A 19,287-nucleotide genomic window follows, 5' to 3' on the forward strand; every position below is an offset into this window, starting at 1 on the left:
GAATGATACCCATTCGCATATGCAACAGGTTAAAGCTGCCACCAGAAGCTGTGCAGTTGTGTAACAGGCATTCGTTTGCCCCGGCCCTGTTTTGTTAAAGAATATTTATTGCTGTTTTTTGACGGCCACCTGTAAAAACCGCTGATCGTTTGCATCCGAATCCTTATACTGTTTGCGGAGCTGCACCAGTTTTTTATAAAGGTTCTTCCGTACCGAAGCATATGCCGGATCATTATATACATTTTTCATTTCATGGGGATCCTTTTCAAGGTCGTACAGCTCCCATTCATCCACATCGTAATAAAAATGGATCAGTTTATACCGGTTGGTGCGCACGCCGTAATGGCGCTTCACCATGTGGATAGACGGGTACTCGTAGTACGTATAATAAATGGCATCCCGCCAGGAAGTATCTTTTCCATTCAATAGTTTCCGGAACGACCGGCCCTGCATATCTTTTGGAACCGCTACGCCGGCATAGTCTAAAAGGGTGGGTGCAAAATCCAGGTTCTGTACCAGTGATGCAGACCGTTTTCCCTGTGGTATCTCTGCCGGATAACGGATCAGCAGGGGCGTACGCAGTGATTCCTCATACATAAAGCGTTTATCGAACCACCCATGCTCACCGAGGTAAAAGCCCTGGTCGGAAGTATAGATCACGATCGTATTCTCATCCAATCCGTTTGTCTTTAAGAAATCCAGCAACCGGCCTACACCGTCATCCACCGCAGCCACGGTTCCCAGGTAGTCCTGCATATACCGCTGATAACGCCAGCGCATCAGTTCCGTTTTCGACATCGACGGATAGCGTTTTTTAAAGTCTGCCATAATGGGATCATATACTGCGTCCCATGCCTTGCGCTCATCGGGCGTCATACGCCCCAGGTTGTTCGTATACGCTGCTTTATCCCAGGTAAGTGTTTGCTTCAGTCCCAGCTCATCCATCATTGCCGGTGGTATTTTGCTATCGCCGGCCCAGTTCATATCCTTCAGGATGTTCATTTCAGCCGTACGGGCAGCAGTGCCGCGTCCCTTGTAATCATCAAATAATGTAGACGGTTCCTTTACCTTCAGTTTTGTATACTCCGCAATATGGCGCAACGCGGGCAACCATTCGCGATGGGGGGCTTTTTGATGAAAAAGCACACAAAATGGTTTGGCCGTATCGCGCTTTGCGATCCAGTCCAGTGTCATATCAGTGGTAAGATCCGTCACATACCCGGGCACCTGTTGCTTTTTCCCGTTAATGATGAAGTTGGGGTTATAGTATTCCCCCTGATCAATCAGCACTGCCGAATAATCAAAGCCCTGGGGCAAGCCGTCCATATGTATCTTACCGATCAGTGCTGTCTGGTAGCCATGTTGCTGCAACTGCTTGGCAAAATTATCCTGGTTCCAGTCGAAGCGGGCTTCATTGTCTATTTTACCATTGATAAAGCTATGCTTGCCGGTAAGCAACACCGCACGACTGGGGGCGCAGAGCGAATTCGTAACGGTGGCCTGGGTAAACAACACCCCCTCCTTTGCCAGCCGGTCGATATTGGGCGTGTGATTCAATCCATACCCGTAAGCACTTACCGCCTGGTATCCATGGTCATCACTCATGATGTATACAATATTCGGGCGTTTCTTTACCCCGCTACCCTGCTGGGCTGCTGCCATCAGCGGCAATGCCAGCGCCAGCATCCATCCTGTTATTTTTGTCCAATGCATCGCTTGATTTTTATTTTTATTGTTGATTGGCCTCCGCCACCCATTGATCATACAGCGTCTTTAACGCTTTCACGATCGCGGGTTGCTGTTTTGAAAGATTCACCTGCTCTCCCGGATCTGTTTTGATATTGGCCAGAAAAAAACCATCCGCATCCAGCTCCTCCTTCCGGGCCTGTGCCGGGTTGTGCAGCAGCTTCCAATCGCCCTGGCGCACTGCCCACTGCGGGTTATCCTTTGTGCCGCCCTGCTTCCAGAAAAAGGATGGGTGCATTGTGGGTTGCTCTTTATCCCGGATGATGCCGGCGAGGCTCCTTCCATCGATCCCGTGGTTATGAAACGGGATGTTACAATACTCCGCAAGCGTAGGGAACCAATCGATATTCGCCGCAAACTGGTCCCTTACTTGGTTGGGGCGGATCTGCCCTGGCCAGCTGATGATCGCCGGCACGCGGGTACCTCCTTCAAACAGACTAAACTTGGAACCGCGCAGCATGCCTGCCGAACCGCCGCCGCCAAAGGTGCGCTCCTCTTCGGAAAAGCCCTGGTCCGGCTGAAAGATCACAATGGTATTATCCGCCAGTCCCAATGCCTTCAACCGGCTCAGCAGCATACCGATCTTTTCATCCATCGTAGATACAAAGGCGGCATACTGATCACGGGGCGAGGCCAGCCCTTTCTTTTTATAATAGTCCAGCCATTTTTTTTCACCCTGTAATGGGTAGTGCGGTATGTTAATGGCAAAATAGATAAAGAAAGGATTGTTCCGGTTCTTTTCCATAAATGCACCGGCCTCGCGCACCATCAGATCCGGGAAATACGCACCATCCTCATGGATCTCTTTGCCATTGCGCCAGAGATCATGCCGGTTAGGACCGTTCCAGTAAAAAAAATGGGAATAATTATCAATGCATCCGCCCATAAATCCAAAGGATTCATCAAAGCCCTGTGCATTGGGCATCGTTTCCGGGGTATAGCCTATATGCCATTTGCCGATATGGGCCGTTTTATAACCCGCATCCTGAAACAGCTCGCCCAGGGTATACTGAGAGCCCGGCATTCCCTGCACCCCTTTTAATGAAGAGGCCATTTCCGGCAACCCTGCCCGCTGCGGATACCGGCCTGTAAGCAGGGAGGCCCGGGAAGGAGAACAAATGGGTGAAGCTGCATAGAACTGCGTAAAACGCACACCGCTGGCACCCAAGCTATCCAGAACGGGTGTGTACAGATCCGCTGATCCAAAAGAATGCAGATCGGCCCAGCCCTGATCATCGGAGTAGATCAGGATCACGTTGGGAGGCTGTACCGCGGATTGACTTTCACCTTGTATGGTGAGCAATGCACAACCGATCAATAACCAGAGACATTTTATTTTCATGTATCAATACCCGTTGGAATTTGGTTCTAAATTAGGATTAATTTGGGTTTACCGGGAATGAACCGGGTGCTAATGAAATCCGCCGGAGGGTGCAATAGAACAAATGGAAAAACCAATCAGTATGGAAAGCACAATAATGATCAAACCGGTAAGTGCGTTTTTACGGCCGCGTCCTGCGGGTTCGGCATGGCTAAGCAATTGAATGATGCCTACCAGCAACATGATTCCGCCCACGATGGGACCTACAATTATCAAAAACAGTCCAAACTCTGCCATGCTGTTTGTTTTTATTTTTTTTCATCTGCACGTCCGGCATACCTGATCAGAACCCGCCCGTACAGATGGAGAAACCCACCAGTGCCGAGCATACCAGGAGGATGAATCCGATCAGCACCAGTTTACGTCCCTCAATCGCTTTTTCGCTTTGACCGAACAATTTTATAATTCCTATCAGGATCAGGATCAGACCGATAATTGGTCCGCCAATCAAGATCATAATACCCAGTTCTTCCATCGTTTTGTGTTTTATAGTTTAGCCCCGAAAAATACCGGAACAAAGCGAAAAGCCAATTAAAAGTATAACGGCCATGATAATGCTGCCGGTAAGCAATAACCGCGATCCCGATTTCCGTACTTCATCTTTTCGGGAAAACAGCTTTATAAAGCCGGCGATCATCAGGGCCAGGCAGGTAATGGGAATACCAAATAAAAGAAAAATAAAAACCCCATCCATGGCTTAAACTGCTGTTTCAATCTTTTCCTGCAATTGCTTTACATATACCTCCTTTTCGTCCCGGTAAAATAAATTCATCGTCTCAAAAGGGATCAGCCGTCCATCTTTATGCACTATATGCACACAGCTCTTTTTAATAGCCCGCACATCAAAATCGTAGGCATCAATAAACCGCATGATGATGATCCGGAACAGGTTGTTATACGTAAGTCCCGGCGCCTGTATCTGCGGCAGACAGCACAAAAGCTGGTTGATATTCGCTTCTACCCGGTCTACCGAAATACCGGTACTAAAGATGTCGATCATCTTTTCCTTTAACACATCATCCTGTTCGTATACGATCGTATTCCGCGAATTATCCAGCAACAGCGCCGGATCAATATACCGGGTTAACGGAAACACCTGGTTATTCAGCTTCAGGGCATAGCCCATTACCAGCGCATCGGGGTTACAGGGTACAGGGATAAGGTCATGGGCATTAAAAACATCGGTTTGGTCCAGGATCCGTTGCCGCACATCCGTCATAGTAATGCGGTTAACGGCCGGGTCAAAATTTTCCGTGCGCCCCGCGATCTGCACCGGCTGAAAGGTAACACCCCGCACACACGGCTGCTTCAGTGCATAGTCAATGATCGCGCCGATTTCATCATCATTCACTCCTTGTTGCAGGGTAACCACCAGGGTTGTGGAAAGGTTGAGTTCGTTCAGGTGGTCCAGGGCCTTAACCCGCACATCCCGTAAATCTTTTCCCCGCAGATGCATCAGTGCTTCCGGCTTAAATGAATCAAATTGCAGGTAGATCTCAAAATCCGGCATATAAGACGCCAGCTGCTTTGCAAATTCCTTATCCTTTGCGATACGGATGCCATTGGTATTTATCATTAAATGCTTGATGGGCTTGGTTTTGGCGATATCCAGTATCTTGAAAAAATCGGGATGAAGCGTAGGCTCCCCGCCACTGATCTGCACCACATCCGGCTCTCCTTCATTGGCCACAATGATGTCCAGCATCCGCTCTACCTCTTCAACCGTGCGGTGGCGTCCGTAATGCGGACTGCTCATGGCATAACAGGTAGGACAGGTTAAATTACAACGGTCTGTTATTTCAACCACCGTTAAACAACTGTGCTGTTCATGATCGGCACAAAGGCCACAATCATAGGGGCAGCCATAATGCGTTTCGGTATTGAACTGCAGCGGTGTTTCGGACGGTTTATTGTAGTTGCGGATGTTTTTATAATACTCCACATCTGTGGCAATCAACACCTTTTCAAATCCGTGCTCCGCGCAGTTTTTGAGCATATACACATTGTCATTTTCAAAAACGATTTTTGCATCCACCCGCTTTAAGCAGGTACTGCAAAGGCTGATGGTGAAATCATAGTATGTGTAGGGACGAACCGGCATGGGAAATCAGTAATCTTTTGGGTTGAATAATATATCTAAAATAATATAATAATCCCAGTAAACAAGCGATCTGGATGGAAGATAATCCTACCGGCCAGGTATAATGGGGTTTTATAAAATCGAGCACAAAACGGAACAACAGGTACCCGATCATAAAAATCTTAAACCGTGCCCCGCTGTCGAGCGGCACCAACCGTTCCAGATAGCGGATCAATAAGGCCAGCAGCAGCAAAAAACCGATCTCATACAGGGCAACCGGATGCCTTAATACATCATCACCCAGGTTCATACCGGTAAAGAAGTTTGTGGGCAGGCCATAGGTTTCTTCGTGTACGCCCATACTAAAACACCCGATGCGGCCGATGATCAGTCCTAAAATGATGGGGTAAGTATACAGGTCGCCGCTGCGCTGCTTTTCACCAATGATCTTCTTCATGATTTCCACGCCGGCCAACCCACCCAGGAATCCGCCCACCACCGTTTTGTTCAGGTAAAAATATTGCAGGGGTGATGCGCTGGCTGCAAGGGCTACAGGATCTTCCAATCCGCCCAAAAGGCGGGATCCCAACAGTGCACCCAGGGTGGCACCCAGTAAAATATACAGCCGGTTCATACCTGAAATGGTATCGCCCCGTTTTCGTTTCAAATACCGGTAAAAACGAAAGGCGATAAAAAAGCTGGCGATCTCTGTTACCATATGCAACAAGATCTTTTGTGTTCCCAAATGCAGGTATACCGGAAATTCCAAGGCGGTAAAAAATTTGCGGAAAGATAGGATTTTTATACTGGGAGGACTGCTTTGTTTGGGACGAGAATTGAGATTTGAGATTTCAGATTTGAGATTTCAGAATTGAGATTTCAGAATTGAGAATTGAGATTTCAGGTCGTTTCGTTAAGGCCACAGATGTGCGGATCTGGTACAGGCTTTAATAGTGCTCAAAAATAGCGCGGCAAAAACACCGCAGGCGCAATCAGCGTATCTGCGGCATTGATAAAAAATGGCTTAATGAAGCGACATTGAACCGGGATTTCAGATTTCAGATTCGAGAATTGAGATTTGAGATTTGAGATTCCAGGTCGTTTCGTTAAGGCCACAGATGTGCGGATCTGGTACAGGCTTTAATAGTGCTCAAAAATAGCGCAGCAAAAACACCGCAGGCGCAATCGGCGCATCTGCGGCATTGATAAAAAGCGCTTACGTAAACGATATTGAACCGGGATTTCAGATTTCAGATTTGAGATTTGAGATTCCAGGTCGTTTCGTTAAGGCCACAGATACGCAGATCTGGTACAGGCTTTAATAGTGCTCAAAAATAGCGCAGCGAAAATGGCGCAGACGCAATCAGCGTATCTGCGGCATCGATAAAAAGCGCTTACGTAAACGATGTTGAACCGGGGTTTAGAATTTGTGATTTAGGATTTATAATATATACTACCTTCACCCTACCCAAACGATACCGGTATGAAAAAAGCTTTTTTTGCAGTACTGCTTTGCTACACTTCTATAGCGTTTCCCCAATCACAAAAGGCCATTGTTAAAGGGTCACTGGAACATATTAAAGAATCCCCCTCTTTTATTTATTACAGTTATACGAAAGATACAGGCGCCGTTACCGATAGCGCCCGTGTTGTAAACGGGCAGTATACCTTCGCCGTTACCGGCACCATGCCGTTGTTGATCACCATCCGCTCCCGGCCCTTCCAGGACCGTTCTTTACCCCGGAAGCGTATTGAAACCACTCTTTTTATCCAGGAAGGTACAAACCGGTTGATCGCCTCGGATTCCTTTACAAACCTGACTACACCGGGGCTGCTGGCGAACAATGAATACCGGAAGCTGGCGATGCTTACCGAACCGGCCGGCAGGGAGATGGCGCGGCTCAACGATGAACAGCGCATTGCCATCCGGAATAAAGATACGGCCACGGCATTAACTCTACAGGAAGCGCTCAATGGCGCCATTACCCGGTACAATAAGATCCACGAAGACTACGCAAGAAACCATCCCACATCTCCCATTGCATTATATGCGCTAAAAAACAGTACGGGTATGCATTTCAATACAAATACCGTAAACTCCATTTTTGAACAGTTCGGCCCGTCTGTGAAGCATTCGAAAGCCGGTATGGATTTTAAAAAAGAACTGGAATCGGTAAAAGCCGCAAACCAGGGGATGGCGCCGCTATTCACCCAAACAGATATGGATGGAAAAGCGCTGTCGCTGGAATCATTGCGGGGACAATATGTGCTCCTCGACTTCTGGGCCAGCTGGTGCTATCCCTGCCGGGCACAGGCACCCCAGCTGATCAAAATTTATAACCGGTTTAAGCACCAACATTTCACCATTTTGAGTGTGTCGCTCGACAAATCCGATGCACGGGAACAGTGGATCAATGCCATAAAAAAAGATAAGATGACCTGGCTTCATGTATCGGAATTAAACGGATTTGATAACCATGCTGCAACGCTTTACAACGTGCGCCGGATACCTCAAAATGTGTTGATTGATCCGCAGGGCAAGATCCTCGGACGCGACTGGGAAATGCAGCAGCTGGAAAAAACACTGGCTACCATCCTTCAATGATCGTTGCTTCAGTAAAATATACTTCAATACCATTGATGGTAAAGGCCGAGGTTGGCCCTGCATCGCCATTAAACAGTTGCCGGAATCCGGTGAAAGCCGGGCACTGTTGAGCACAGTTCCGCTTAATCCGCCCTGCTATTGCAACGCCTCCCACAACACTTCCACAGGATGCAGGCTATGCCGTTTTGCTCCATCCTTTATCTGGTGACGGCAGCTGGTACCGGAGGCGGCAATGATGGTATCTGCAGCCGCAGCGCGAACCGCCGGCAACAGTACCAGCTCTCCTACTTTCATAGACACCTCATAATGTTCTTTTTCATATCCAAAAGATCCGGCCATCCCACAGCAACCGGAGGGGATCAGTTCCACGTAATAGTTGGAAGGAATGCCCAGCACTTTCTGCACCGAGGGCACAATTCCAAACGATTTCTGATAACAATGTCCATGCAGTTTTACCACCCGTTTTGCATCGGTGAACCGGGCGGTATCAATATGCCCTGCTTCATATTCGTTTGCCAGGAATTCTTCGATCAGGAAGCTGTTCGCCGCCAATTCCCGGGCGGCTTCCCCAAGCTCTGGCGGAAAGAGATCCAATGCCTCATCCCGGAACGTAAGGAGGGCACTGGGCTCAATGCCGATCAGCGGCTGCAGGGCGGTTACCTGCTGCGAAAGTACGCTTACATTAGCGGTGATGATTGCCTGCGCTTTCCGCACCAGGCCTTTGGACAAGTACGTGCGCCCGCTTTCTTTATGACCGGGAATTTCTACCCCATACCCCAGGGCATTCAGCAGTTTGATGGTTGTTTTACCAATTTCCACATCATTGTAATTGGTAAACTCATCGCAAAACAGGAACACCTTCCGGTCATAGGCCTGCGGAGCCGTTTTCCGGTACTTCTCAAACCAGCTGCGCAATGTAGTGCGGCCAACCGGCGGCAATGAGCGGTCCGGGGCAAACCCGGCCATTTTTTTTATGATTCCCGATGTGAATTTATTCGCCGCAACCGCGTTATAAATAGCCGGCACCTGGATGCCCAGCCGTTGCGACTTTGTAAACCCGGCGATCAGCTTCGAACGGAAGGGTACGCCATTGGCATCATAATAATGTTGCAGGAATTCTGCTTTGAGTTTGGCAATGTCCACACTGGAAGGGCATTCCGACTTACAGGCCTTGCAGCTCAAACAAAGATCCATCACCTCTTTGATTTCCGGGTGATCAAACGGATTTTGCTTATGGGAGCTGGTCAGAAATTGCCGGAGGATATTGGCACGCGCCCTCGTGGTATCCTTTTCCTGCAATGTAGCCATGTATGAAGGGCACATGGTGCCGCCGGTTACATGCGATTTCCGGCAATCACCGGAACCGGAACATTTTTCCGTCAGCCGCAGGATATTTTCCTGCCGGGTATAGTCAAACACCGTTTTTACCGGTTGCTGTTGTTTTCCCGGATCATAACGCAGCTGCTCGTTCATTTTAGGTGTATCAACGATCTTACGTGCATTAAAAATATTTCCCGGATCAAAAATATGCTTTACCTGTTGCAGCAGCCGGTACACTTCTTCGCCCATAGCGCTGGCGATAAACTCGCCCCGCAGTCTTCCGTCGCCGTGCTCCCCGCTTAGGGAACCATTGTATTTTTTTACCAGCGTTACCGTGTCTTTCAGCACATTGCGAAAGGTTTCCTTTCCACTTGCTGTTTTCAGGTTGATCATGGGTTCTACATGCAATTCACCCGCGCCGGCATGTGCATAATAGGATGCCGAAAGCCCGTAGCGTTTTAACAGGTGCTGCAGTTCTTCAATGTAAGCGGGCAGGTCTTCGGGAGATACGGCGCAATCCTCTATGAGGTTCACCGGTTGTACATCTCCCGGCATATTACGGATCAGTCCCAGGCCGGCCTTCCGGATATCCCATACCAGCTTGGTTTGCGGTCCTTTGATAACGGGGTATGCATAACCCAGTCCGTTCTTTTTGAGGTCTGCGATCAGTGCAGCCGCCTTTTCATCCAGGGCCGCTTCGCTGTGCTCCATAAACTCCACCATCAGCAATGCTTCGGGTGCACCTTCAATAAAGAACCGGTTCTGATGATAGACCGGGTGCCCTTTTGTAAAGTCCATGATGTATTTATCTACCAGCTCCGAAGCCATCGGATGGTGCCGCAATACGATGTTATTGGCGTGCAGCGATTCTGCCAGCGAGGCGCAATGAATACAAACCAGCGCATCCTTTGCCGGCGGTAACGGAAGCAGGTTGAGCCGCACTTCTGTTACAAATGCCAGCGTGCCCTCCGATCCGGCGATCAGGCGGCACAGGTTAAAGCCCCCTGACGACCGTTCATCCTGCAGCATATCCAATGCATAGCCGGTATTCCGGCGCTTGAGCGATTTCTTGGGATAGTGTTCCCGGATCACCGATGCATTTACCGGGTCATTCAGCAAGGTTAACAACTGCCGGTAAATATGGCCTTCCAGCGTATCTACGGCGGCCATCGCGTCCATTTCCGCACCTGTACGATATTTCAATACCACTTCTTCCCCATTGCTGAGCAATACGGTGGCTTCCAGCAAATGCTGGCGGGTGTCGCCCCACACAATTGAATGCAGTCCGCAGGAATTGTTTCCAACCATTCCGCCGATCATGGCCCTGCTGGCCGTGGACGTTTCGGGAGCAAACAGTAGCCCGTAGGGTTTTAAAAAGGCATTCAAATCATCGCGGATAATGCCCGGCTCCAGGCGTACCCACCGTTCTTCCGCATTTACTTCAATGATCTTTTTAAAGTATTTGGAAATATCCACTACGATGCCGTTGCCCACTACCTGCCCGGCCAGCGAAGTACCCGCAGCACGGGGAATCAGGGATACCTTGTTTTGGTTGGCAAAGCGGATCAGCGCTTTTACATCTTCTTTATTTTTAGGCAGGGCTACTGCCAGCGGCTGTTCCTGGTACACCGATGCATCTGTTGCATAAACCATTTTCTGTGCCTGATGCAGGCTGCTGCTGTCGTAAAACAGCTCCCCCGAAAAAACCGTTTCTAATTGCTTAAAATCCATGTACTGTGTTCTTGTGCTAAAGATAACGGATCCGGGCAAAACAAGAATGGAGAGTTCTGCAATATCAGGTGTTTACGGCCGGCAATCATCATGGCCGGCGGGTAACCTTGTCGGTGCAACCGGCACCGGCTATTGAAGCAATTCGATAATGGTGTCGATCCGGATCGGCTTTACAATATACCCTTTTATCAGCGGATAGGTTTTTACGCGCTCCTGGTCCTCATCCGAAAAAGAGGAGGAAACCATGTATACCGATATCCGGCCTGTAAATGCGGGATCCAGCTTGCTAAAAGCCTCCATGAACTGCCAGCCGTTCATTACCGGCATTTCAATATCCAGCAGGATCAGGTCTGGTAAAACCTGTGCTTCGGGATCGGTAAGGGCGTCGAATGCTTTTTGTCCGTTCTCAAAAAAATGCAGTCTGCAGGGTTTTGGTTGTCTGGCAAACAGCTTATCCATTAACAGCCGGTGGATCGGGTCATCATCTACTACAAATATCGCTCTGCCTTCAGTCATAAACAAGAGAAGTTATTTGAACCGTTTACGTCATTTCTTCTTTTTGGTGTTCAAATAAAATAGCAATCATACGGTTATTGCAAGAAACGCGTGAATCGTGCATCGATCCAGATGCATTTCCCGTGCAAATTATCCGGTACCAGAGGGCATTCAAATTTATGATATTTTTTAATCACACCCCAATAAAGAAATTAAAAAAGCCCGGGATCTTCCGGGCTTTTTTAAAAAAATCTTCAGTAAGGGTTATTTTCTGATAAGATCAGCCATTGTTTTACCAATATCGGCCGGGCTGCTCACCACGGCGATACCGCACTCACTCATGATCTGCATTTTGGCAGCAGCCGTATCTTCGGCTCCGCCTACGATCGCTCCGGCATGCCCCATCCGGCGTCCGGGAGGTGCTGTTTGGCCGGCGATAAACCCAACTACCGGTTTTTTGTTACCATTTTCCTTGATCCAGCGGGCTGCTTCCGCTTCCATACCGCCACCAATTTCACCAATCATTACAATGGCGTCGGTTTCGTCATCCTGCATGAACAGCTCCACGGCTTCTTTCGTCGTTGTTCCGATGATCGGGTCTCCACCAATACCAATAGCGGTGCTGATACCCAGCCCGGCTTTTGCCACCTGGTCCGCGGCCTCATAAGTAAGGGTTCCGGATTTGGAAACAATACCGATGCGTCCTTTCTTAAACACAAACCCGGGCATAATGCCTACTTTACATTCATCAGCGGTAATAACCCCCGGGCAGTTTGGACCAATCAAACGGGTGCCGGTGCCCTGCAGGAAGTTCTTTACAGCAACCATGTCCTGCACAGGGATCCCTTCGGTGATGCATACCACCAGTGCGATACCGGCATCTGCAGCCTCCATAATGGCATCCGCAGCAAAGGCCGGCGGAACAAAAATAATGCTCACGTTAGCACCTGTTTGCTTTACGCACTCCGCCACGGTATTGAATACCGGCCGGTCCAGGTGCGTAGTGCCGCCTTTACCTGGAGTAACGCCGCCTACCACATCGGTACCATATTCGATCATCTGCGTAGCATGGAAGGTGCCCTCCGTACCGGTAAAGCCCTGAACTAATATTTTTGAATTCTTATTGACCAAAACTGCCATATCTTATTAATTATGTGTTTAAAAAAGCAAGTGCAAAATTAAGGGTTTGCCCCTTATACCCGTTATTCTTTTGAAGGGGGATTGTTTTTGGAAGGATTCCCGATATGCCCGTCCCCATCGAGGTCTACATTCAGTTTTTCTTCAATCGCGTCTTTTACGCCTGCAGGCATGTCTTTAGGGATCTCGCCCGTTTCCTGTATGGTACGCATCCGTTTGGCATCCTTCAGGAACTCGGAAGCAAAAATAAAGTCGTTCAGCTTTTGATTTTCACTAAGGATGATTTCCTTATTGTTACCTTCCCATTCCTTTTCACCCTGATGCATATACGTGATATGATCCCCGATCTCCATCACACTGTTCATATCATGGGTATTGATGATCGTGGTAATATTGTACTCCTGTGTGATTTCCTGTATCAGTTTATCGATCACCATGGACGTCTGGGGATCCAGTCCGGAGTTGGGCTCATCGCAAAACAAGTATTTCGGGTTTAACACGATTGCCCGTGCCAGCGCCACACGTTTCTGCATTCCACCGCTGATCTCCGAAGGAAATTTGCGGTAAGCATCCTCTTTCAGTTGTACCCGTTCCAGTACCTGCTTTACCCGCTCTTTCTTTTTGGAATATTTATCGCCGGTAAACATATCCAGGGGAAACATCACGTTTTGTTCTACCGTTTGACTGTCGAACAGCGCCCCTCCCTGGAAGAGCATGCCTATTTTTTCACGGATGGCTTTCTGTTCAATATCGTTCATATTTACAAAATCTTCACCGTCGTACAACACCTGTCCGGAAGTAGGCTTTATCAACCCTACCATGCATTTCATCAGCACGGTTTTTCCGCTGCCGCTGCTGCCGATGATCAGGTTGCATTTACCGTCGTCGAAAATCACATCAACCCCTTTCAGGACCGCCTTATCATCAAAACTTTTTTTCAGGTTTTTTATTTCAATCATGCTGTTGGGTTGCTGTTTTACAAAAGTAAAGCGGATAAGATATAGTCGGCCAGCAATAATAATACACAGGATACCACTACTGCCCGGGTACTGCTATGCCCGATCTCCAGTGCGCCGCCCTTTACGTTATACCCGTAAAAAGCCGGAACAGCGGTAATGATAAAGGCAAATACAAATGATTTGATCAGCGCAAAATAAACGTTATAGGCTTTAAAGGCCATCACCAGGCCGGTATCAAAAATGCTGGGATCAATAATTCCGGCGGCGGTTCCGGCAAGACGTCCGCCCCAGATGCCCAGCACCATGGCCAGCATAATCAGAAGCGGAATGGTTACCAGGCCGGCCAGGATCTTGGGCAATACCAGGTAACCCTTGGTATTGATGCCCATAATTTCCAGAGCATCGATCTGTTCACTCACCCGCATATTTCCCAGCTCACTGGCAATTTTACTTCCCACCACACCACAAAGCACGATACAGCTCAGCGTTGGCGCAAATTCAAGGATCACCGTGTCTCTTACGATCTGGGCGATGGTGGTTTTGGGAATGATGGGCGATACCAGCTGGTAAGCCGTTTGCAGGGTGGATACCGCACCGATGAAAACGGAAATGATACAGATGATCCCTAATGAGCCGATACCAATGTCGTTGCACTGAAGCATGAACTGCTTCCAGTACATTTTGGAATTTTCCGGTTTCCGGAACATCCCACCGGCCATTTTGATAAATTCTCCAAGCTCTCTTAATATTTTCAATGGATTGCTTTTAAAAATGGATCAATCAGTTTTTCTTTTTAACAGCCGCGTTCCTTTCCGGTCGTCTGTAACAGGCGGTTTTGTTTTCAACTGCGCATCAATAACCGCAATCATGGCCATATTTACAATATTGCTTACCGTGCTGCCCAGCTGCAACAGATGCACCGGCTTTTTTAATCCCATTACAATGGGGCCTACAGCATCAGTGGATCCGATCTCCAGCAGGATGTTGTAGGCAATGTTTCCCGACGCTAAGTTAGGAAAGATCAGCGTGTTTACCTGTTGCCCTACCAGATCGCTAAACGGGTATATTTCCTGCAACAACCCGTTATTCAGCGCAATATTGGCCTGCATTTCACCATCTACGATCAGATCGGGCATTTTTTCCTTTACCAGCATCCTTGCCTGCGACACGAGTCTGGACTCGGGTGATTTACTGCTGCCGAAATTCGAATAGCTAAGCATGGCGATGCGTGGCGTAAGGTTAAAGGCCTTTACTTCCTTCGCGGTCAGCAATACAATTTCTGCCAGTTCTTCCGCTGTGGGGTTAAAGTTAACCGTAGTATCCGCAAGGAACAACGGTCCTTTTTTGGTCATAACCAGGTACATACCCGCCACCCGGTTTACGCCGGGTTCCGTGCCAATGATCTGCAACGCCGGGCGAATGGCCTCGTCATATTTTTTGGTAAGCCCGGCCAGCATGCAGTCTGCATCGCCCTGCTCCACCATCATACACCCGAAATGATTGCGTTCCTTCATAAGCTTGTGCGCCTCTTCCTTCGTATATCCCTTGCGGGCCCGCTTCCGGAAAAAGAGGTCGCCATACTCCTTCCGCTTTTCGATCATATCTTCACTCCGCGGATCAAAAATGACCATCCCCGAAATATCAATGCTGTTTTCAGCAGCAATGACCTCGATCTCTTTTTTATCACCGATCAACTGCGGGTAACCGATCCCCTCGTCTAAAACGATCTGTGCCGCTTTTAATATTTTTACATTTTCTCCTTCTGCAAATACAATACGCTTGGGAGCCGAGCGCGCTTTGGCGCCCATTGCCCGCAACACCTGGTTGTCTACCCCCAGCCGTTTATCCAGTTCCCTGCTGTAATGTTCCCAGTCGTGTATCTGGTGATAGGCCACACCCGTTTCCATGGCCGCGCGGGCCACAGCGGGTGCCACAGCGGTTAACAGGCGCGGATCCAGCGGTTTCGGAATGATATAGTCTGCACCAAAAGCCATTTTCTCCTGGTTATACGCCAGGTTCACGATATCGGGTACCGGCATTTTAGCCAGCCCTGCAAGCGCTCTTACCGCGGCCAGTTTCATTTCTGTATTGATCACCCGGGCCCGTACATCAAGGGCACCCCTGAAAATATAGGGAAAGCCCAGCACGTTGTTTACCTGGTTGGGATAATCACTGCGGCCGGTTGCCATAATGATATCTTTCCGGGCACCGGTAGCGGCTTCCCAGGAGATCTCCGGATCGGGGTTAGCCATGGCAAATACAATAGGATTTTTGGCCATGCTTTTAACCATGTCGGCAGAAACGGTATTGCCGGCGCTCAGGCCGATAAATACATCAGCCCCCTTCATGGCCTCCGCCAGGGAAAGTTCCCGAGTGGCATTGGCAAACGGAAGTTTCATTTCTTCCAGATCGGTCCGGTCCTTACTTAAAACGCCATGCTTATCAAACATCAGGAAATTGGAAGGTTTGGCCCCCAACTCCTGGTACAGCAGTACACAGGCCATGGCCGCAGCCCCGGCGCCATTTACTACAAACTTTACCCTATCGATCTTTTTTTTCTGAATTTCCAGCGCGTTGATGAGTGCGGCCGCACTGATAATGGCTGTGCCATGCTGATCGTCATGCATTACAGGAATATTCATCTGCTTACGCAGTTCCTGTTCAATATAAAAACATTCAGGCGCCTTAATATCTTCGAGGTTGATGCCGCCGAACGTGGGTTCGAGCGCCTTTACAATTTCAACAAATTTCTGGGGGTCTTTTTCGTTCACTTCGATATCGAACACATCGATATCCGCAAAGATCTTAAAGAGTACCCCCTTACCTTCCATCACCGGCTTCCCGGCCTCCGGCCCGATATCGCCCAATCCCAATACGGCCGTACCATTGCTGATTACCGCTACCAGGTTACCCTTCGCGGTATATTTATATACATTTTCAACGTTCCGGGCAATTTCGAGGCAGGGTTCTGCCACACCGGGCGAATACGCAAGCGCCAGGTCCCGTTGGGTTTTTGCTTTTTTTGTTGGAATTACTTCAATTTTTCCCGGTCGTCCTTTTGCGTGATAGGCCAATGCCTGCTCTTTTCGTAGATCATTCTTTGCCATATGAATTCTTTCGGGGTATTAACCGGTTTTAGACGCCCGAAAAGTAAATCAATCCGCCAAATATGCAAAATAATTATTTGTTCAGCAGGGCCTTGCGTTGTCCTAAAAGCCTGGTCAGACGGTCATTTACATCTTGTCCGGGAAGGCGCCTTTTGCAGCAGTTCTCGGAAGAAAATTCAGGTATTCACGCACTGCGCAACGCAGACAATTACCCCGGTGTAGCACTTGATTTTTTTCCACTGCATACCCGCCGGCCAGTCAGGAATCTATCGAACCGTTTGAAAAATAACGCTTCATAAAAAATTCACCGCACCCATTGGCGTTAGCGGATGGTTACTTTTTTCCCGGAGATTGCGCTTAAGGAATCCCGAACCCTGGCGGTGTCGGCCACCGCAGTGTTCAGTTTCATGATAATGGCGTATTGAACAGAGTCCAGCCGTTCCAGTTCCACGGGCCAGGAGATCTTTTTGAGCTGGTTATACCGTTTAGACGCGCGGGGCTCTTTTGTAATTTCCAGTACATAGGTAGTAACACCAGGAGTAGCAGTTGCCACCGGTGCCGCACCTGCATCTGTCGTATTTCCAGGAGCTGCTGCCTGCTTATGGGTAGTATCTGCTTTTTCCGTAACCGCAGGCGCCGGATGATCCGTGGTTTCCGAAGCCACTACGGTTTCCCGGGGCTCCCCTGTTTTGGAGTAAAACCAGATGGTAGCTGCAATGGCAATTACTGCCAGTACAATAATAATGATCGCCGGCTTTTTTGACCGGCCATTTCCCGGCTTTTCGTCAATATAGCTTTGAGGAATGGTATTTCGTTCCGTAATCGGCACGTCCTTCTTCTTTGGCGGAAGGGCTGTGGTATTTGAGATAAAGTCATAGGAGCCATCTGCTTTTTTTAGCAGGGTGCCGATCCCGTTAAAAAGATAAGGCTTCCCTGTATTTAAGAACCGGACGGCATCCTCCAGCTGTGAATGCAGGTCGGAAATGGCTAAAACCTTCATTTTTCCCGTTTCCGAAGAGATATAATCCACTACCGGTTCGTCAAATCCGTCCACCGGCCGTTGTTCAAACCGCACATTCGGATGCTCCGGATCACTGTTGTTTTCGGCATAAAAAACTCCCAGCCCGGGCAAGCTTAACTGCTTATGGGCGAACAGGTATTGGGCTAATAATGACGCTAGTTTCACAAACAATTAATTGAACTGCAATATATGCAAGATTTGTTACACTTACAAAACTGCTTGTTTTTCATGTACCTTTGGGGCGTCATGTATACCAAGGAAGAGGAAGCTTTTATAAAATACTGGGAGGCCAACCGGCTTAAGAAAAAAAGATCATTAAAAAATTTCCTTATCAGTACACCATTAGGCATCTTGCTGGTTATCAGTATTTTTATCAATTTTTTCAGCGGCTGGTATAAAAAAGCCGCCATGGAGGCCAACGCAGATCCGTCGCTTTTTTTAATTTTGCTGATTGCCGGTATCATTATTGTTGCGTTTATTGCCGTCTTTTCGTCTTATCACAAATGGGATATCAATGAAAACTACTACAAATCCTTGCTGGCCCGAAAAAACAAAAGTAATTAATTGATTTATAAATAGATTCGTTTAAAATTTTTTAAATTGAGAGAATGAAAAAAAAGTTATTCCTACCCGTAGCAGCTGTTGCTGCCGCCGTAACGATGCTGGCTTCCTGTATTAAAAATGATGGCCCTACCTGCTATCCCAATACACTGGAAAAAGACCGGGCGGTGATTGATTCCTTCATCGATAAAAACCCTTCCCTCGGATATCTGAGCTATAATACTACCTACAGTGCATATATGGGCGTTGCAGACCCCGGAACCGGCAGTCAGCCCAAGGATGATTCACTGGTAACCTTTAAATATACCATATCCCTGATGAATGGAACTGAGCTCGCATCGGATGAGATCAAAACTATAGGAAATATGGGAACGCCGCTCCGTTTGAAGGATCTGATCGATCAGAACGGCCAGCCTACACTTCACTATGCCGCACTTTCTGTATTAAAAAAAGGCGGTAAGTTTAAAGTGATCCTCCCTTCCTCCCTCTATTTTTCCTGCGCCCCGCAAAAACCTCAAGGATGGAAAGAAACTGCTCCTGGTTACTCCCAGCTGATTTATGATTATATCCTTACTGATGTAAAAGCGCCGAACTAATGAGGAAGCAAGCTATAAAAACGTGGAGCGCCTCCGCCCTGCTCTTGTCGTTCCTGGTAGTACTGATTGCCCGGTGCTCAAAATCCGACGATCAATCCATTTGTCTTCATAAGCTCACCCTGAGCCAGGACCGGCAGATCATTGACTCCTTTCTGCAAAAGAACGGAACCAGTGCTTTATATACGTTCGACGAACAGGCATCCATTTACTATTATATCGAAGATCCGGGTACCGGCACCACCAAACCTACGGTTGATTCTCTGGTCTCTTTTAAATATACCGGGAAATTGATGGATGGGACTATTATCGATGCGTATACCTCAAAGCAGCCCCCCACCGCTCCCCTGAGAGATTTCAGCTCAGGCGTGCGTTTAGTATACGCCCTCAGCAAAATTTCAAAAGGAGGAAAGATCCGGCTGGTGATCCCTTCTACATCGCAGTTTGGATGTATATCGGTAATGGGCATCAATATGATACCTGCAAACTCGCAGCTGGTTTATGAATACGAGCTGATCGATATGACCACCAATCAATGATTCATTTAAATT

At 48.3% G+C, this 19,287-nt stretch carries 18 protein-coding genes; 4 read left to right on the forward strand and 14 right to left on the reverse strand.

Annotated elements, in window-relative coordinates:
* Window positions 1–105: 105 nt before the first annotated feature.
* The 7 genes from LQ567_RS25550 to LQ567_RS25580 form a co-directional block, all read right to left on the reverse strand.
* Window positions 106–1,713, reverse strand: a complete 1,608-nt coding sequence (locus LQ567_RS25550) for a sulfatase family protein (protein WP_231008764.1) — start codon at window positions 1,711–1,713, stop codon at window positions 106–108.
* A gap of 16 nt (window positions 1,714–1,729) precedes the next feature.
* Entirely contained in the window at window positions 1,730–3,088 is a 1,359-nt protein-coding gene (locus LQ567_RS25555) for a sulfatase-like hydrolase/transferase (protein ID WP_231008765.1), read from the reverse strand.
* A gap of 69 nt (window positions 3,089–3,157) precedes the next feature.
* Complete coding sequence (locus tag LQ567_RS25560) at window positions 3,158–3,364, reverse strand: hypothetical protein (RefSeq protein ID WP_231008766.1); 207 nt, start codon at window positions 3,362–3,364, stop codon at window positions 3,158–3,160.
* Between the two features lie 46 nt (window positions 3,365–3,410).
* The gene (locus LQ567_RS25565; protein ID WP_231008767.1) at window positions 3,411–3,602 is read right to left on the reverse strand and encodes a hypothetical protein; all 192 of its coding nucleotides are present in this window, start codon (window positions 3,600–3,602) and stop codon (window positions 3,411–3,413) included.
* An 18-nt stretch (window positions 3,603–3,620) separates the two neighbouring features.
* Window positions 3,621–3,821, reverse strand: coding sequence for a hypothetical protein (locus LQ567_RS25570; protein WP_231008768.1), 201 nt, complete (start codon window positions 3,819–3,821; stop codon window positions 3,621–3,623).
* Between the two features lie 3 nt (window positions 3,822–3,824).
* A complete protein-coding gene (locus LQ567_RS25575; protein WP_449586260.1) occupies window positions 3,825–5,228 on the reverse strand; it encodes a radical SAM protein in 1,404 nt (467 codons plus the stop codon).
* Complete coding sequence (locus LQ567_RS25580) at window positions 5,200–5,976, reverse strand: prolipoprotein diacylglyceryl transferase family protein (protein WP_231008770.1); 777 nt, start codon at window positions 5,974–5,976, stop codon at window positions 5,200–5,202. The genes LQ567_RS25575 and LQ567_RS25580 overlap by 29 nt, the downstream gene beginning before the upstream one ends.
* Before the next feature lie 714 nt (window positions 5,977–6,690).
* Between LQ567_RS25580 and LQ567_RS25585 the strand changes: the two genes are divergently transcribed.
* On the forward strand, window positions 6,691–7,812 hold the full coding sequence (locus LQ567_RS25585) for a TlpA disulfide reductase family protein (RefSeq protein ID WP_231008771.1): 1,122 nt from the start codon (window positions 6,691–6,693) through the stop codon (window positions 7,810–7,812).
* A gap of 135 nt (window positions 7,813–7,947) precedes the next feature.
* Here the strand turns inward: LQ567_RS25585 and LQ567_RS25590 are convergent, their stop codons facing one another.
* The 7 genes from LQ567_RS25590 to LQ567_RS25620 all read right to left on the reverse strand — a co-directional run bounded on the left by LQ567_RS25590 (window position 7,948) and on the right by LQ567_RS25620 (window position 17,747).
* Complete coding sequence (locus tag LQ567_RS25590; protein ID WP_231008772.1) at window positions 7,948–10,863, reverse strand: FAD-binding and (Fe-S)-binding domain-containing protein; 2,916 nt, start codon at window positions 10,861–10,863, stop codon at window positions 7,948–7,950.
* 129 nt (window positions 10,864–10,992) lie between these two features.
* A complete protein-coding gene (locus tag LQ567_RS25595) occupies window positions 10,993–11,379 on the reverse strand; it encodes a response regulator (RefSeq protein ID WP_231008773.1) in 387 nt (128 codons plus the stop codon).
* Window positions 11,380–11,622: 243 nt separating this feature from the next.
* A complete protein-coding gene (gene sucD, locus LQ567_RS25600; protein ID WP_231008774.1) occupies window positions 11,623–12,498 on the reverse strand; it encodes a succinate--CoA ligase subunit alpha in 876 nt (291 codons plus the stop codon).
* A 62-nt stretch (window positions 12,499–12,560) separates the two neighbouring features.
* Window positions 12,561–13,454 carry an ABC transporter ATP-binding protein gene (locus tag LQ567_RS25605; protein WP_231008775.1) on the reverse strand — a complete coding sequence of 298 codons (894 nt, stop codon included), beginning with the start codon at window positions 13,452–13,454 and terminating at the stop codon, window positions 12,561–12,563.
* A 17-nt stretch (window positions 13,455–13,471) separates the two neighbouring features.
* Window positions 13,472–14,209 carry an MlaE family ABC transporter permease gene (locus LQ567_RS25610; protein WP_231008776.1) on the reverse strand — a complete coding sequence of 246 codons (738 nt, stop codon included), beginning with the start codon at window positions 14,207–14,209 and terminating at the stop codon, window positions 13,472–13,474.
* A 21-nt stretch (window positions 14,210–14,230) separates the two neighbouring features.
* Window positions 14,231–16,561, reverse strand: coding sequence for an NADP-dependent malic enzyme (locus LQ567_RS25615; RefSeq protein ID WP_231008777.1), 2,331 nt, complete (start codon window positions 16,559–16,561; stop codon window positions 14,231–14,233).
* A 322-nt stretch (window positions 16,562–16,883) separates the two neighbouring features.
* Window positions 16,884–17,747 (reverse strand): hypothetical protein, encoded by an 864-nt coding sequence (locus tag LQ567_RS25620; RefSeq protein ID WP_231008778.1) that lies wholly within the window; start codon window positions 17,745–17,747, stop codon window positions 16,884–16,886.
* Between the two features lie 63 nt (window positions 17,748–17,810).
* Here LQ567_RS25620 and LQ567_RS25625 point away from each other — a divergent pair, with 63 nt between their 5' ends.
* From LQ567_RS25625 to LQ567_RS25635, 3 genes are read left to right on the forward strand one after another with little or no spacing between them, the layout of a single operon-like run.
* Window positions 17,811–18,146 carry a hypothetical protein gene (locus LQ567_RS25625; RefSeq protein ID WP_231008779.1) on the forward strand — a complete coding sequence of 112 codons (336 nt, stop codon included), beginning with the start codon at window positions 17,811–17,813 and terminating at the stop codon, window positions 18,144–18,146.
* 44 nt (window positions 18,147–18,190) lie between these two features.
* Window positions 18,191–18,739: an FKBP-type peptidyl-prolyl cis-trans isomerase gene (locus tag LQ567_RS25630; RefSeq protein WP_231008780.1), complete on the forward strand. Its 549-nt coding sequence runs from the start codon at window positions 18,191–18,193 to the stop codon at window positions 18,737–18,739.
* Window positions 18,739–19,275, forward strand: a complete 537-nt coding sequence (locus LQ567_RS25635; RefSeq protein ID WP_231008781.1) for an FKBP-type peptidyl-prolyl cis-trans isomerase — start codon at window positions 18,739–18,741, stop codon at window positions 19,273–19,275. Before LQ567_RS25630 ends, LQ567_RS25635 begins: the two co-directional genes overlap by 1 nt.
* Window positions 19,276–19,287: the final 12 nt, after the last annotated feature.

The sequence above is a fragment of the Niabella pedocola genome (assembly GCF_021044425.1).
Lineage (GTDB): Bacteria > Bacteroidota > Bacteroidia > Chitinophagales > Chitinophagaceae > Niabella > Niabella pedocola.